The organism is Bacillus cereus group sp. N31 (assembly GCF_016483245.1).
Lineage (GTDB): Bacteria > Bacillota > Bacilli > Bacillales > Bacillaceae_G > Bacillus_A > Bacillus_A toyonensis.
Genome location: NZ_JAEHCH010000001.1, coordinates 130,188 through 146,412, shown reverse-complemented (window position 1 = coordinate 146,412; position 16,225 = coordinate 130,188). Strand labels below are relative to the sequence as shown.

Sequence of the window (16,225 nt, the reverse complement as noted above, 5' to 3'; positions counted from 1 at the left end):
TTTTCTTCAGTCACCTTATTATACAAAAGGAAATTGAAATATTCAAAAATTAAATTAGTATCCTTGTGTTTGACGCTGATGATTTACTTCATTTTTATCTAAATACGCTTTTTCAATTTCTTCTTGTTCAAATTCAAGTGCTTGTCCAAGTCGAAGATAGCTTGTAAATAATTCAATATAGTTCGTGATAGATGGTTGATCTGTAAAACGAATTACTTTCGCATATGTGTCTAAGAAAATTTCCACTTGTGTTTTATTCGTTTGTGCACATTTATAGAATAAGAAGTTTTTATCAATACCTAAATCGATTCCGATTGATAAAATAAAATGCAAACCATCTACGTATTCTTCTAATATTACTTCACGTTCTGATGCTGGTTTATTGCTCCAATATTTAAAACAGCGTGTTTCATTTGCAAGTTCTCCAATTTCTACAAGAAGAGCTAGCATTTTTTCTTTTAACAACTTTTTCGGTTGTAAGTCATGTTCTTTTGCAATACGGTCATCTAATTCTTTTTGTAATTTAAATAGTTGTAGTAAGTCCATTCTATTGTCCTCCTCCAACATCGCATTTTATGCAACAATGTTGTTTCATCTCAAAGTTCATTATTATGTTTCAGTTCTTATGAATAAGTCAGCTATCTACCTCTTTATAAAATAGCTTGTCCTTAATTTACAAATACGTTTCAGTCATCGCTCGTATATTGTTCATCTGATGAAAGTTCCATATCATCTTTCCATTATAGCAGTGTCGTTTCGGCTAGGAAAGATACTCTTCTTTCCAAACGAGCATAATTGAAAAAAGCCAGGAGAATTCTCCTGACTTCATATGCATATTCTTCTATATCGCTATAGTTTTTATGTTGATTTTGTCATATCGATAACGATGCTTCCATAAATCTTTAGAGCTTCATTCACTTCAAACTTCTCTTTGAAAACAAACAAAAAACCTTAGAAGAAAATTCTTCTAAGGTTTCAACTAATTAATTAGTTAATGTTGTTTTTTGCAACTGTTGCTAATTCAGCGAAAGCTTTTTCGTCATGAACAGCTAAGTCAGCAAGCATCTTGCGGTTAACTTCGATGCCAGCATTTTTTAAACCGTGCATTAAGCGGCTGTAAGAAAGACCATTCATACGAGCTGCTGCGTTGATACGTGTGATCCATAATTTACGGAAGTCACGTTTCTTTTGACGACGGTCACGGAATGCATACATTAGAGATTTCATAACCTGTTGGTTAGCAACCTTGAATAATGTATTTTTAGAACCGTAGTAACCTTTTGCTAATTTTATAACTTTTTTACGACGTTGACGAGTAACTGTACCACCTTTTACTCTTGGCATAATATTACCTCCTAATTGTTCTATATATCAGCCGAACTTATTTTAAGTTGTCAAGCATTTGACGAATGCGTTTGAAGTCACCAGCGCTTACTACACCAGCTTTACGTAGTTTACGTTTAGCTTTTGTAGATTTGTTAGCGAATAAATGGCTTGTGTAAGCGTGAGAACGTTTCAGTTTACCTGATCCAGTCTTTTTGAAACGCTTTGCAGCGCCGCGATGAGTTTTTTGTTTAGGCATAGGTATTTCCTCCTCTATCTATTACTTATCGTTTTTCGGTGCTAAAACTAAGAACATACTACGTCCTTCCATTTTAGGCTTAGATTCAATTGTACTAACTTCAGCACAAGCTTCTGAGAAGCGATCTAAAACACGTTGACCGATTTCTTTATGAGTAATGGCACGTCCTTTAAAGCGAATTGACGCTTTAACCTTGTCGCCTTTCTCTAAAAACTTGATAGCATTACGAAGTTTTGTGTTAAAGTCGTGTTCATCAATTGTTGGACTTAAACGAACTTCTTTCATGCTAATTACTTTTTGATTTTTGCGCTGTTCTTTTTCTTTCTTCTGTTGCTCAAAGCGGAATTTACCGTAGTCCATAATGCGGCATACTGGCGGTTTCGCATTTGGAGCAACTAATACTAAATCAAGATTAAGATTTGCAGCTAAGTCTAAAGCGTCATTACGAGACTTGATTCCAAGTTGATCGCCATTTGCGCCAACTAAACGTACTTCACGTGCACGAATTTGCTCGTTAATCATCATATCCTTGCTAATAGTAAGCCACCTCCAAGGTTTTCTCAGAACATATTTTGTAGTCATAGAACCCGACAAAAAAAGTGCGGGCATACGACACCCACACTTGTAAAATCTTAAGTAAGAAATACATTTACCTGCTAACTGCGAATGCGTCCATCAGGTGAGAAGCGGGTGCTTCTACTTGTTCCACAAAACAATATTCTATTATCCTTGATGAGTTTATCATAGGACATGACGTCTGTCAAGAAGACGCGATGTGTTTTACTAACAACAAGAAATATTGTAACAAACAACTAGCATACATGCAATACTTTTTTATGATAAGAGTTACATGGTTATTTTTTCTAGTTTTTCTCTTTTATATTAAAAAGAAAAGCCGCGGTATACCGCGGCTCTTTCTTATCTTTTTCCTTCTACTTTAATCATGTCAACAAAAGCATCTAATGCGATTGTTTCTGATTTTTGTTCACCATATTTACGTACGTTTACGCCATTTTCAGTTACTTCATTGTCACCTACTACAAGCATGTACGGAATTTTTTGCATTTGTGCTTCACGGATTTTGTAACCAATTTTCTCTTCGCGAGTATCTAATTCAACACGAATACCAGCACGGCGCAATTCATCTTGTACTTTCTTCGCATAGTCTAAATGCACTTGCGGAGAAACTGGAATTACTTGCGCTTGAACTGGAGCTAACCAAGTTGGGAATGCACCTTTGTATTCTTCAATTAAGAATGCTACGAAACGTTCCATAGTTGATACAACACCACGGTGAATTACAACTGGACGATGTTGTTTTCCATCTTCACCAACGTAAGCTAATTCAAAGCGTTCTGGAAGTAAGAAGTCTAATTGTACAGTTGAAAGTGTTTCGTCTTTTCCAAGAGCAGTACGAACTTGAACGTCAAGTTTTGGACCGTAGAACGCCGCTTCACCTTCAGCTTCGTAGTAATCAAGACCCATTTCATCCATAGCTTCTTTTAACATACCTTGTGCTTTTTCCCACATCTCATCATCAGCATAGTACTTTTTAGTATCTGCTGGGTCACGATAAGATAGACGGAATGAATAGTTCTCTAAACCGAAATCTTTGTACACTTCTAGAGTTAAGTTTACAACACGTTTTAACTCTTCTTTAATTTGATCTGGGCGTACGAAAATGTGCGCATCGTTTAAAGTCATTCCGCGTACACGTTGTAATCCAGATAACGCACCTGACATTTCATAGCGGTGCATTGTTCCAAGTTCCGCAATACGGATTGGTAATTCACGGTAGCTGTGAATATCGTTTTTATAAACCATCATGTGGTGAGGGCAGTTCATTGGACGAAGAACTAACTCTTCATTATCCATTTCCATTGATGGGAACATACCATCACGGTAGTGATTCCAGTGACCAGAAGTTTCATATAGCTCTCTGCTTCCTAGTACTGGAGTGTATACGTGATCATAGCCTAAGCTTGCTTCTTTATCAACGATGTAACGCTCGATAATACGACGGATCGTTGCACCTTTTGGTAACCAAAGTGGTAAACCTTGTCCTACTTTTTGGCTATTAGTAAATAATTTTAATTCTTTACCTAATTTACGGTGATCGCGCTCTTTCGCTTCTTCAAGCATACGTAAATGCTCATCTAATTCTGCTTTCTTAACAAATGCAGTACCGTAAATACGTTGTAGCATTTTATTATTGCTATCGCCGCGCCAGTAAGCACCTGCAACGCTTAATAATTTAAACACTTTAATTTTTCCTGTAGATGGAAGGTGAACACCGCGGCAAAGGTCGAAGAATTCGCCTTGCTCATAGATTGAAATAACTGCATCTTCTGGAAGATCGTTAATTAAATCTAATTTTAACTCATCGCCGATTTCTTCAAAACGACGAAGTGCTTCTGCACGTGGTACTTCATGACGAACGATTTCTAAGTTCTCGTTCACGATTTTTTGCATTTCTTTTTCGATTTTCTTGAAGTCTTCAACTGTAATTGCTTCTTCCATATCAATATCGTAGTAGAAGCCATTTTCAATTACTGGACCAATGCCAAGCTCAAGCTTAGCATCTTTATATAAACGTTTTAACGCTTGTGCTAAAAGGTGGGCTGTTGAATGGCGTAAAATGTATAAGCCATCTTCTGAATCTAATGTAATAATAGAAACTGCACCATCTTCTTCGATTGGTGTAACAAGATCGATCATCTCATCGTTTAATTTTCCAGCTACAGCTTTTTTCTTTAAGCCTGGGCTAATAGAAGCTGCGATTTCTTCAGTTGTTACGCCTTTTGGAAACTCCTTCACAGCTCCATCAGGGAAAGTAATTTTAACTACATCTGCCATCACTGGTCACTCCTCTTTTTCTCAAAATAAAAAACACTCATCCCGTAAAAAGGGACGAGTGTTGAATTCGTGGTTCCACCCTTGTTCCAATTAACATGATTGTTAATTGCTCAAGTTCAACATAACGGTGTTGTCCGTTAGCAATTACTAAAAAAATCGTTCACTGCTAAAGTTTAGAGGTGGTAAGTAATAATCCCGTACTAGGAAGCTCACACCCTAAGGCTTCCCTCTCTGAAAATCGTAGAAAACTACTCATGTCCTCATCATGACATTTCAATATATTTCATTTATGTAGGTAATTATATGCTCAAAAACTTAGAAAATCAAGGGCGTTACCTTTATTTTTTAAATTTTTCACATTGCGTTCAAACTCATGTAATCCGTGTATTTGTATCCGTTCTTGAAATACGTTTCGCAAAGTAATAATCATATTATGGTCTTGTTCTTTCGTATACAAATAGATTTTTTTCGGTGAAATAGAAAGAAGTGGTGCAATTACTTTTGTATCAATATATACATCTTTTTGCTTTAGCAAATCTTCATCTATATATTGGACCAATTTCTCCTGTTTTAAACGTCTACCTTTATCATCATAGAAAATAAAACTTTCATCAAAAATAAGATGCATACAGGACAAACGTGACTTTCGATTACTAACTTGTTGCCGGAGCGTCTCAATGAACATTTGATATTCTTGTTCCATCTTATACTCATCAATTGCCACTTCAGTAAGCTTAGCTACCATTTCCCTATATGTACGAAGACGAAAACGAACATATGATGAAAACGAGAATGAGAGCGGATCACAAAGCCAATTATTTAAAGAAGACTTAATATACGATTCAAATGTGTAACGTGTTAACTCACGAGCAACCCCTTTTCTTCTTCCCTTTAAAACTTCTTGTGCTATATGCAATATTTGATGACACTCTTCTTGTTCTTCATAAAAAAACTTTTCTTTTAAAATTGTATAAATCCACTCATTTTGTTTCACATTCACAATGAAATATACCATGACTGGCAATAAAATCTTTTCAATATAGTGTGATTCACATACTGGTATGTGAATTACAACTTTTTGTTCCTGTAAATACACACTCGTTTCTTTATATAACACTTCCGCCCTTTTCAGTAGTTGTTTATATACGTACATAGCATCATTTTTTTCTTCGAAGCAAATTTCAATCACTTTTGTCCCCCCTTTTATCCCCGCTCTAAAGGATTGTATCTATACGTTACAAATCCTATAAGAGTTTGGCCCGTGGAAGTTCACTCTTAGTAGAATTGCATTTCCTTTCGTTAGAAAATCCACTCGATATGGCTTGCTAATTTTATATATATTAAGGGAGGGAGAAAAAAATGATACAAGCTACTATGAATTTTCAATAAGAACTGTTCGTTTTACAATTCGACTACGCTGAAAAGCATTCAAAACAAAAAAGAACAAGCTTCTCAGCTTGCTCTTTACTTATGACGGCGGTTTTTCCCACCGATTGTAATTGGTTTCGCTAAATATTTAATTCGTTCCATAATACGGGCCGCTTTCATTTCTTCTGCTTCACCGCGCTGTGTATACGTTAAGTGATGTTCCAACTGTTTGAAATCAAAATTAGACGTAAAGAACGTTGGTAAGTTTTCTAGCATACGGAATTGTAAGATTGCACCGAGTACATCGTCACGTACGAAACTAGACATCGCTTCCGCTCCGATATCATCTAACATTAAAACTTGTACCCGTTTAACCGCATCAATCTTTTCTCCAATTGAATTATCTTGAATCGAACTTTTAATTTCACGTAAAAATTCTGGGAAGTATACGAGCATGGAACTTATTTTCTTTCGAGCAAGCTCATTCGCAATCGCCCCTAAAAGATATGTTTTCCCTACACCAAATTTACCGTAAAGATATAACCCCTGTACTTTTTTACCCGGTTCATATGTGCTTAAAAATTCATTCGCTGCACCAATTGCATCAATACGTGCATTTAACTCTGAAGGGTCTAAATTTTCCATAGTCGCCTGTAAAATATCCGTTGGCATATATACACTTTGAACGAGTTTTTCATATTTTTTTCTCTCATCATATGCTACTTTTCTAATGCAACGATCGTATTGAATATCAATCATCTTACCTTGGATAACGAGCTTCGGTTCATATCCTTGCAGCATATTTTTACATGTCCCTAGATCCGGACAATCTGAACAACCTACACATTGTCCAATATATTCATATAACTTCACAAGACTGCGCTCAATCATAGAAGTTGTTACTTCGCCTTTATGCTCGTCTATAAATTCTTTCACACGCGGATGTGCCATCACTTCCGCCTTTAATACTTCATATCTGTTTTTAAAATTTTCATTTTCCATTAATTTTGTAAATGAATTTTGAATATGCTCCATTTCCTCACCTCAAAGAGCGTTCATTCTCTTCTATTAATCACGCTTATATTTTTTCAACACTTCTTCTAGTCGTTTTCGTTCATCTTCTAACGTACTTGTATCTTTTTCCGCACCTACATCATTTTTCACAGTTTCTTTTTCTTTCGGCTCTTCTTTCAACCAATCTGGTACCATTTCTTTTCGTACTGTTTTCTTCGCTGTACGACCTTTTTTCTTCGTCTCAGCCCATTCTTGGTATTGACGGTTTTCTTCTTTTGCTAGCGCCATTGCTTCAGCTACTGTACCGACCTTTTTACGAGCCCAATGCCCAGCAATCTTCTCCACATACGTTTTCGCAAGCTTCATATCTGAGCGTAGCATAACGTAATAAATAAGTACATTCACAACTCCTGGCGTTAATTTTTGATTGATCATAACATCCTCAACAATTTGCAAGTCCGCTTTCGTCGCCTCTGCACCACCAGAAATCTCTTTCAATAGTTGTTTTGGTGAGATTTCTTCTAATTGTTTTATAAGCATCTCTTCTTGCGATGAAGGCTCTTTCTCTTTCATCGTACGTGCAGCGTGTGGCTGTACTCTTTCACTTAATATTGGTAACGCTTGACCATTTTCGAATTGGTACCAATCGCGCGCTCCTTTTCTAAGCCTTTCCATATCAATTGTTTGCATCTCTGTCACCGCACCAAGAACGATATTTTGCATCGATAACACATCCACACCATACACGTAAGCAAGTGTAATGACACATTCTCGCACTTGATCTGTAATCGCCTTTTTAGGAACAAGAGCGGACAATCCGTCTACAAATAAGGAGAAATCAAAGAAATCGTTCCAAACTTTAGGAGCATCTCCCTTTTCATTATTTGGCATCATTGTCGCTTTTGGAATACGGAGTTCTTCTTGCGCATGCTCAAGCTGTCCTGGATTAAACGAATCAAACACCTCATTAAAAGAACGTGTAATATTTTCATAAGAAGCAAAATCAAATTCTTCTTCTAAGAAATATTGTTTTACTTGATTATATTTTGTCCGACTCAATCGATTGTATAAAAAGATACTTAAAACAATATCATCAAAAAACTGCTTTGGAGATAAAGGTGGTTGCAATTCGTATATAAACATTCGAATATCTTTTTCTTTCTTAATATATACCTTTAAAAGCCCAATTGCCTCTAGCTTTACTCGTTCCTCATATATTTCGGGAAGTTGCATTTGCATGGTCACCATAAGGGAATGATGTGTATTCTCTTTTCCAAATACACGATCTTGCTCTAACGCCCCCCATAGCGTCATGTACAAGCTAAAAGCTCTACTACCTATTAACGGCTGATACAACATCGTTAACACTTTTCGGTCGTAATTATGTAGTAGTCCTTTCGTACTTACTTTATAACGATCAATCGGCAATAGCTCCATCCATGACTGTTTTTGCATTCTTGCTTTTCCTTTCTCTCATCCAATCTATCCTCTAATTCATTCGTTCTATCTTCATTATATATTTTATCCCGCTATTTGCGGGCAGTAAGACTCCCACATCAAAATTCGGCGAATGCACGGAAGTTTGGTAGGAGATACCTTCCCGTAAATGCCCGATTGGCGAAGGCTAATAATCATTTCGGGATGAACAAAATCCCCAATGGTTATTAGCGAAAAAGAGCTATTAGCTTACGCTTCTAGCTCTCTTACCTCATTACTTACAGTATGTAAAGAGAATTGAATACAGCTTCTATTCTCTTTCTTTTTGCAGTATATCTTTTAATTCTTCAATAAATACATTTAAATCTTTAAATTGACGATATACAGAAGCAAAGCGTACGTAAGCAACATCATCGATATCACGAAGTTCTTCCATAACAATTTCACCAATCATATCACTTTTCACTTCTGATATACCTAAATTACGAAGTTCACGTTCCACACTTTGTGTTACTTCCTCTAATTGTCTTAAAGATACTGGTCTTTTCTCACATGCTTTAATTAAACCGCGTAAAATCTTTTCTTTATTAAACTCTTCTCGTGTGCCTTCTTTTTTAACAACGATAAGAGGTGACTCTTCTACTCTTTCAAATGTCGTAAAGCGACTTAAACAACTTTCACACTCTCTCCTTCTTCGAATAGAGCGTCCTTCGTCTACCGGACGCGAATCTAACACTCTTGTGCCATTATGAGAACAGGATGGACAACGCAATTCATTCACTCCCTTACAATTTAATTTTTATTTTTCTCTACTTCATTCACGTAAAAATATATATACAATATTATATAACTCATTCTAATGCTCTTACCACTCTAAGTTTAAATACATGATTTCATCATCTATTTTCCCAACAAAATAAGATGGTAGATGTAGCACTAACTTATGTGTGAGAGCTCCATTTAACTAACTAATGAACACGTTATGTTTTTCCTTTTTTATAAACTAAAAAAGAGGTGCATTATACACCTCTTTACATTTTAAATCAATTATGTTCTTTTTTAAAGAGCTTTTGTTTCTCTCTGCTTAATTTCGAAGCTACCAGTGCCTCGAGGAAGCTCGATGCTCTCACGCGTTTTCGCGTTTAAACCTTCTGCAATATATTCTGCAGCAACATTTGGATCAATACGATCCCCACAAGTATAAACATCAATACTTGCGTAACCGTGCTCCGGAAAGCTATGAATTGTTAAATGTGATTCCGAGATAATTACTACTCCACTTACACCTTGTGGTGCAAATTTATGGAAAGCAACCTCACGCACTTCAGCACCAGCTCTTAGTGCTGCATCCACAAATAATTGTTCAATATACGGCATGTCATTAAGCTTGTCGAAATCGCAATCCCAAAGTTCAGCGATCACGTGACGACCCATCGTATCCATAGTATCCATTCTACAGTTCCCCCTTGTAAATTTATTCTAACTGTTCGAATTGAAAACTAATTTGCAATTTGGCTTGCTCCACTACCACGGGGGAAAGTTAGTCCAGAGAGGTCCTAACCCTTTAAGTAGTGACTACGTACCTCAGCTCTTAAGTTTACGAGTGTTAGTATACTTTGTTTATTTTCATTTTGCAACAACAGTTTTTTCGATTTTCTGTCATATTTTCCTCTTTACTTTTCCCTAAAAAAAAGAAATGATTCACAAATACAGTAATAACAACGCTTCGTGGTATGTCCACTTTCCAAAATATACTCATATAATTTTTTTCCTTTTCAGAAAAAAATAAAAAAGAGAGGGCAATATTCACTTGCCCTCTCCCTTATTCACTTAAATATGTTGCACATTTTTTTGTTTCGCTAATTCGTCAACAACTAACGTTACAAGATCTACAACACGACGAGAGTAGCCCCACTCGTTATCATACCAAGCAAGTACTTTTACTTTACGATCACCCATTACCATTGTAGATAAGCCATCAATAATAGCTGAGTGTGTATTTGTATTAAAGTCAATAGATACTAAAGGCTCTTCGCTAAATTCTACAATACCTTTTAACGCACCGTTTGCAACCGTTTTGAATGCATCGTTAATAGCTTCAACTGTCACATCACGTTTTACATCTACTACTAAGTCAACAAGAGACACGTTTGGTGTTGGTACACGAAGTGCCATGCCATGAAGTTTTCCGTTTAAATGCGGAAGAACTTTTGCTAGCGCTTTCGCAGCACCTGTCGTTGTCGGAATGATTGATTGTCCGCAAGCACGTGCTCTTCTTAAATCTTTATGTGGGTTATCAATATTTTTTTGGTCATTTGTATAAGCGTGAACAGTCGTCATTAAACCGTTTTCAATTCCAAACTGCTCATCTAACACCTTCACAACAGGCGCTAAACAGTTTGTTGTACAAGATGCATTTGAAATAACGGTATGTTTTGTAATATCTAATTGGTCTTCGTTCACACCAACTACAATTGTTACATCTTCATTTTTACCAGGCGCTGTTAAAATAACTTTTTTCGCTCCAGCTTCAACGTGAAGAATTGCTTTTTCTTTTGAATTAAATTTACCAGTTGCTTCAATTACAACTTCAACACCTAGATCTGTCCAAGGCAATTCCTTTGGATCGCGGTTGTTTAAAAGGCGAATCATTTTCCCATCAACTAATAAGTGATCTTCAAATGCTTCTACTGTTCCGTCAAACTTGCCGTGAACTGTATCATATTTAATTAAATGTGCTAACGTTTCAGATGGATAGCTTGCATTGATTGCTACAATTTCGAATGCGCTTTCTTTTATTGCCTGACGAAATACCATTCTCCCAATACGTCCAAATCCATTAATTGCCACACGAGTCATAATATGTTATCCCCCTTGAATGCGTTATACTATTTATCTCCAATCCCAATAATAGTATAACACAAAAAGGGGATATGTCACTAAGCATTTTCATTAATTTCACAATTTTTTAGTCAATAATGTTCCATTTCTTTAAAATTTCCTGTAATTGTGTTTTCGTTCCCATAATTGTGCCATCATTATTTATTACTTCATCCGCATGCTTCACTTTTTCTTCTAACGGCATTTGCGATTGTATACGTGCTTTTGCTTCTTCTTCCGAAAAATTATTTCGCTCCATTAAACGTTTTAATTGCGTATTAGGCGTGACAGCTACAACTAAAACACGATCAACGAGACTTGTTAATTTACTTTCAAACAAAAGAGGGATATCTAACACAACCGCTTGCATACTTTCTTTTATGTACATTTCCTTTTGTGCATTCATTTCCTCACGTACTGCAGGATGAACAATTTTATTTAACTGCAATCGTTTTTCTTCATTATAGAAAACAACATTTCCTAATTTCGGCCGATCCAGTTCTCCATCTTTTTGTAACACTTCCGTTCCAAATACTTCTACTATTTTGTTATATGCTGGTTTTCCTCGTTCTACAACTTCTCTTGCAATAACATCTGCGTCAATAACCGGTATACTTAGCCCACGAAACATTTCTGATACCGTACTTTTTCCGCTTGCAATTCCTCCCGTTAATCCAATTACCACTGTCATAATACTTCTCCTCCTCATAATAAAAGGCGCGAAACTAATGTTCCACGCCCATACTTACATTTTCCAAATTCCAATAATAATGAGTAATACCCCAGGCAGGAATGTAAATTTTTGTAACCATTTCATATTCGATAAAACTGTACCCAGCTTCATTCCAATAAACAAAAATAAAGAACTCATAACTGCAACTAATATTGCCATCATAGCGGGTGCATAACCTAATAAAGATGCACCAATTCCAGCACCAAACGAATCCACGGAAAGTGCGATACCAAGAAGTAGCGCTTCTCCTGCAGAAATAGTTCCCGATTTATCAAAATCTGCAACAGTCGGTTTCCGTAAAATTTGAATTACTAACCCAAGTGAAGCAATTTCTAGTTTCCAAACCTTCTCTTCTTGCTTCGGTTCTTCCTTTTTATCACTTCGAAAAAATTGATATAATACCCAAATCCCTATTCCAATAAGAACAAGCCCACCGATACGCGTTGCGATAACAGGTGAAAATATTTTCGCAATCATATGTCCAATTCCCATTGAAACAAGCATAACAGCCGCTGAACAGATTCCGATAATTATAATTGATCTTAGTGGAATTCTTACGCTTCTCAAACCATATGTCAGCCCTACACTACAGCTATCTAAGCTTAATGTAAAAGCTAATAAAATAAGAGATAAATAAAGGTACATCGGTAAGCTCCTCCCTTATACATAGCTCTGCTGTATGTATATGACAAATGCCTATCCGATGTTATCTCTTTTCTATATTCTAGGCTGACAAATTGGGCAATAATGCGTCCCTCTTCCGCCAACAACTGTTTTTTCTAATATCGTGCCACAAGTTACACATGGTTCTCCCTTTTTCCCATATACATTTAAAAGTTCTTGGAATGAACCAATTTGCCCTTGCGAATTCATATACGTTCTAATTGTGCTTCCGCCTCGCTTCACTGCTTCGCCTAGCGTTGTAACAATTGCTTCGTAAATTCTTTCGATTTCTTCTTGCGTTAAAGATGCAGCTTCTCGCTCTGGATGGATATGAGAACGGAATAAAACTTCATCTACATATATATTTCCAAGCCCTACTAAAAGACGCTGATCTAATAATACGACTTTTATTTTACGATTTGTCTTTTGCAATTTTTCTTGTAAATACTGTGGTGTCAATTCAGCATCAAATGGCTCTGGACCTAAGTCAACAAGAGGCATTTGATTCAACTCTTCACCTTTTTTAAAGAGATGCATCGTACCAAACTTTCTCACATCTTTATAATGTAATTCAGTTCCATCTGTAAATAAGAAACGGACGTGCGTATGCTTATCAATTGGCTCATCCTCTTGATGCAGTAAAAACTTTCCTTCCATACGCAAATGTGAAACGATAACATAATTCGTTACATATAAAAGCAAAAACTTACCTCTTCGCTTTATCGTTTCAATTTTCTCGCCTCTGAGCATTTCTTTAAAGATTTCCGCATCATCTGGTCGTTTTACTATTTTTGGATACGTAACAATAACATCTTCAATCGTTTTTCCTGTTACAAGATTTTCGAGTGTCCGTCTGACGTTTTCAACCTCTGGTAATTCAGGCATTTCATCACTTCCTTATTTTGCGTCGTACCAAGTTGGACCGTAAGAATAATCAACTTTCAGTGGAACTGCGAGTTCAATTGCATGCTCCATTACTTCTGGTACAAGCTTCTCTAATTTTTCAATTTCTTCTTTTGGTGCTTCAAAGATTAATTCATCGTGTACTTGCAGAAGAAGACGCGCTTGTAATCCTTCTTCTTCTAAACGATCTGCCATAATAATCATAGCTATCTTTATAATATCTGCAGCACTACCTTGAATTGGTGTATTCATAGCTGTACGCTCAGCAAAGCTACGTAAATTGAAATTACGACTCGTAATTTCCGGAATGTAACGGCGACGATTTAATAAGGTAGCCACATACCCTTTTTGTTTCGCATCTTTTACGATGTCATCCATGTATTCTTGTACACCAGGGAAACTTTCTAAATACTTTTCAATAAATTCCGCTGCTGCTTTTCTTGTAATTCCTAAGTTTTGTGAAAGACCGTAATCACTAATACCATACACAATTCCGAAGTTAACAGCTTTCGCTTGTCGTCTCATATTCGAAGTTACTTCATCTTTTCCAACACCGAATACGTCCATAGCTGTTTTCGTATGAATATCCATATCATGTTGGAACGCTTCAACTAGCCCTTTATCATTTGCAATATGAGCTAATACACGAAGTTCAATTTGTGAATAATCGGCCGCATACATAATCCATCCTTCTTCTGATGGAACAAATGCCTGACGAATCTTTCTTCCTTCTTCTAATCGAATCGGTATATTTTGCAAGTTCGGATCTGTTGAACTTAATCGACCTGTTTGTGTTAAAACTTGATTAAAGCGAGTATGAATTTTCGATGAATCTTCATGTACAACTTTTAGTAAACCTTCAATGTAAGTTGAATTTAATTTCCCTAACTGACGATAATGTAAAATGTTTGGAATAATTTCATGATGATTCATAAGTTTATCTAGTACATCAGCTGACGTAGAATAACCTGTTTTCGTCTTTTTAATAACTGGTAAGTTTAAATTCTCAAACAGAATAACCCCAAGTTGCTTCGGTGAATTAATATTAAATTCTGTTCCCGCAAGCTTATAAATTTCCTGTTCCATTCCCTTTAATCTACCCGCAAGTTCTTCTCCCATATTACGAAGGCGCTCCGTATCAACTTTTACACCTTTTACTTCCATATCAGCTAGTACACGTGCAAGTGGTAATTCTAACTCTGTAAACAATTTATATTGCTCGTTCTTTTTTAATTCTTCCAAGAACGTTTGCTTTACATCATATAATACATGCACTTTTCGAGCTACATGCTCCGCTACTACTTCTAGCTCTGGAACAGCACGCTTCGCACCTTTTCCATAAACTTCTTCATCCGATTTCACGGCATGCGTTTCTTTCATTTTCGCTACAGTACGGAAATCTTTATCCGTATCAGCTGGATCAAGTAAATAAGCAGCAATTAATAAATCAAAGTCGATTCCTTGAATATCTATACCCTTCCATTTGAGTGCAACGATAGCTCGCTTCGCATCAAATGTATGCTTTCTCATTTCTCCATTTGCAAGCCATGCTTTGAAAGCCTCGGATGCAAGTGCTATGTCCGTCTGAATAAAGTAGCAACCATTTTCATTTTGAATACCAAAACCTTGAATGTCCGCTTTATGATAGTTATCTTCTTGTACTTCTACAATAAGTGCACTATCTTGCTGAAGCATTTCTTCTGTAACTTCTTCCACAATATCAAATGTAATATCATCTAATTCAGCTGGAGCTGTTTCTTCTGGCGTAACACCTAATTTATTCAAAAGAGATGTAAATCCTAAATTCTCGAACATTGGAATCACATCACTTGCTTCATATCCTTTATACTCCATATCATCCACATGCACTGTAATCGGCGCATCTGTAATAATAGTTGCAAGATCTTTACTCATAAGAGCTTGTTCTTTATTCGCTTCTAGTTTTTCTTTTAATTTCTTCCCGCTTACTTGATCGATATTTTCATACACTGCTTCAACCGTTTCAAATTGCGTTAACAATTTAATTGCAGTTTTTTCACCAACTCCTGGTACACCCGGAATATTATCTGACTGGTCCCCCATTAAACCTTTCATATCGATAATTTGCTTTGGTGATAAACTGTATTTCTCAAATAAAGCTTCTTTCGTATATTCATCTACTTCTGTAATCCCTTTTCGAGGTATACATACAAGCGTATTATCAGAAACAAGTTGAAGTAAATCTTTATCTCCTGAAATAACCTTAACATGAAACCCTTGCTCACTCGCTTCTTTCGCTAACGTCCCCATAATGTCATCCGCTTCATAATTTTCTAGTTCATAACGCGGTACATTAAATGCATCAAGCATCTCACGAATAAACGGGAATTGTTCTGATAACTCAGGTGGAGTCTTTTGACGTCCTCCTTTATACTCGCTATACGTTTTATGACGGAATGTCGTTTTTCCTGCATCAAACGCAACAAGCATATGCGTTGGCTTTTCTTCCTCTAATATTCTCATTAACATCATTGTAAAACCGTAAATTGCGTTCGTATGTATACCTTTGTCGTTATTTAAAAGCGGTAGTGCAAAGAAAGCACGATACGCGATATTATTACCATCTACTAATACGACTTTTTTTTCCACAACAGAAACCTCCCCATACAAATTTGAAACGATTTTCACATAGAAAAAAAACCGTTCCTTTCCTCTCTCTATATTAACATGACTAATAGAGAGAAGAAAAATAACGGTTTTTTTCTTTCATATATATCAAACTTATATTGGCATAAAGGGAAGTGACGAGA

15 protein-coding genes and 2 other annotated features are annotated in these 16,225 nt (G+C 36.2%); all 15 genes read right to left on the bottom strand.

The annotated features are described in order from the left end of the window. Positions 1-54 precede the first annotated feature (54 nt). The 15 genes from JDS81_RS00800 to polA all read right to left on the bottom strand — a co-directional run bounded on the left by JDS81_RS00800 (position 55) and on the right by polA (position 16,064). Positions 55-546 carry a dUTP diphosphatase gene (locus JDS81_RS00800; protein ID WP_000365050.1) on the bottom strand — a complete coding sequence of 164 codons (492 nt, stop codon included), beginning with the start codon at positions 544-546 and terminating at the stop codon, positions 55-57. Positions 547-987: 441 nt separating this feature from the next. Further along, entirely contained in the window at positions 988-1,344 is a 357-nt protein-coding gene (rplT, locus tag JDS81_RS00795) for a 50S ribosomal protein L20 (protein ID WP_001138362.1), read from the bottom strand. Between the two features lie 37 nt (positions 1,345-1,381). Continuing rightward, a complete protein-coding gene (gene rpmI / locus JDS81_RS00790) occupies positions 1,382-1,582 on the bottom strand; it encodes a 50S ribosomal protein L35 (protein ID WP_001125945.1) in 201 nt (66 codons plus the stop codon). A 21-nt stretch (positions 1,583-1,603) separates the two neighbouring features. Continuing rightward, the gene (gene infC, locus JDS81_RS00785; protein ID WP_000973214.1) at positions 1,604-2,107 is read right to left on the bottom strand and encodes a translation initiation factor IF-3; all 504 of its coding nucleotides are present in this window, start codon (positions 2,105-2,107) and stop codon (positions 1,604-1,606) included. Between the two features lie 62 nt (positions 2,108-2,169). Beyond that, positions 2,170-2,290, bottom strand: a sequence feature (ribosomal protein L20 leader region). A 210-nt stretch (positions 2,291-2,500) separates the two neighbouring features. After that, positions 2,501-4,438, bottom strand: coding sequence for a threonine--tRNA ligase (thrS, locus tag JDS81_RS00780; RefSeq protein ID WP_000786073.1), 1,938 nt, complete (start codon positions 4,436-4,438; stop codon positions 2,501-2,503). Between the two features lie 47 nt (positions 4,439-4,485). Continuing rightward, positions 4,486-4,714: a binding site (T-box leader), on the bottom strand. A gap of 31 nt (positions 4,715-4,745) precedes the next feature. After that, the gene (ytxC, locus tag JDS81_RS00775) at positions 4,746-5,627 is read right to left on the bottom strand and encodes a putative sporulation protein YtxC (RefSeq protein WP_000569632.1); all 882 of its coding nucleotides are present in this window, start codon (positions 5,625-5,627) and stop codon (positions 4,746-4,748) included. 275 nt (positions 5,628-5,902) lie between these two features. Beyond that, positions 5,903-6,841 carry a primosomal protein DnaI gene (gene dnaI, locus JDS81_RS00770; protein ID WP_000400118.1) on the bottom strand — a complete coding sequence of 313 codons (939 nt, stop codon included), beginning with the start codon at positions 6,839-6,841 and terminating at the stop codon, positions 5,903-5,905. Between the two features lie 33 nt (positions 6,842-6,874). Continuing rightward, a complete protein-coding gene (locus tag JDS81_RS00765; RefSeq protein WP_001171837.1) occupies positions 6,875-8,275 on the bottom strand; it encodes a replication initiation and membrane attachment family protein in 1,401 nt (466 codons plus the stop codon). Positions 8,276-8,567: 292 nt separating this feature from the next. Next, the gene (gene nrdR, locus JDS81_RS00760; protein ID WP_001203687.1) at positions 8,568-9,029 is read right to left on the bottom strand and encodes a transcriptional regulator NrdR; all 462 of its coding nucleotides are present in this window, start codon (positions 9,027-9,029) and stop codon (positions 8,568-8,570) included. A gap of 287 nt (positions 9,030-9,316) precedes the next feature. Next, positions 9,317-9,700 (bottom strand): adenosylmethionine decarboxylase, encoded by a 384-nt coding sequence (speD, locus tag JDS81_RS00755; RefSeq protein ID WP_002003660.1) that lies wholly within the window; start codon positions 9,698-9,700, stop codon positions 9,317-9,319. A 387-nt stretch (positions 9,701-10,087) separates the two neighbouring features. Beyond that, the gene (locus tag JDS81_RS00750) at positions 10,088-11,116 is read right to left on the bottom strand and encodes a glyceraldehyde-3-phosphate dehydrogenase (RefSeq protein WP_000198973.1); all 1,029 of its coding nucleotides are present in this window, start codon (positions 11,114-11,116) and stop codon (positions 10,088-10,090) included. A gap of 109 nt (positions 11,117-11,225) precedes the next feature. Further along, a complete protein-coding gene (coaE, locus tag JDS81_RS00745; RefSeq protein WP_097952291.1) occupies positions 11,226-11,828 on the bottom strand; it encodes a dephospho-CoA kinase in 603 nt (200 codons plus the stop codon). A 54-nt stretch (positions 11,829-11,882) separates the two neighbouring features. Then, positions 11,883-12,515: a sporulation membrane protein YtaF gene (ytaF, locus tag JDS81_RS00740; RefSeq protein ID WP_000281731.1), complete on the bottom strand. Its 633-nt coding sequence runs from the start codon at positions 12,513-12,515 to the stop codon at positions 11,883-11,885. Between the two features lie 72 nt (positions 12,516-12,587). Next, complete coding sequence (gene mutM, locus JDS81_RS00735; RefSeq protein WP_001114492.1) at positions 12,588-13,418, bottom strand: DNA-formamidopyrimidine glycosylase; 831 nt, start codon at positions 13,416-13,418, stop codon at positions 12,588-12,590. A gap of 12 nt (positions 13,419-13,430) precedes the next feature. Beyond that, positions 13,431-16,064: a DNA polymerase I gene (gene polA, locus JDS81_RS00730; RefSeq protein ID WP_097952289.1), complete on the bottom strand. Its 2,634-nt coding sequence runs from the start codon at positions 16,062-16,064 to the stop codon at positions 13,431-13,433. Between the last annotated feature and the right edge of the window lie 161 nt (positions 16,065-16,225).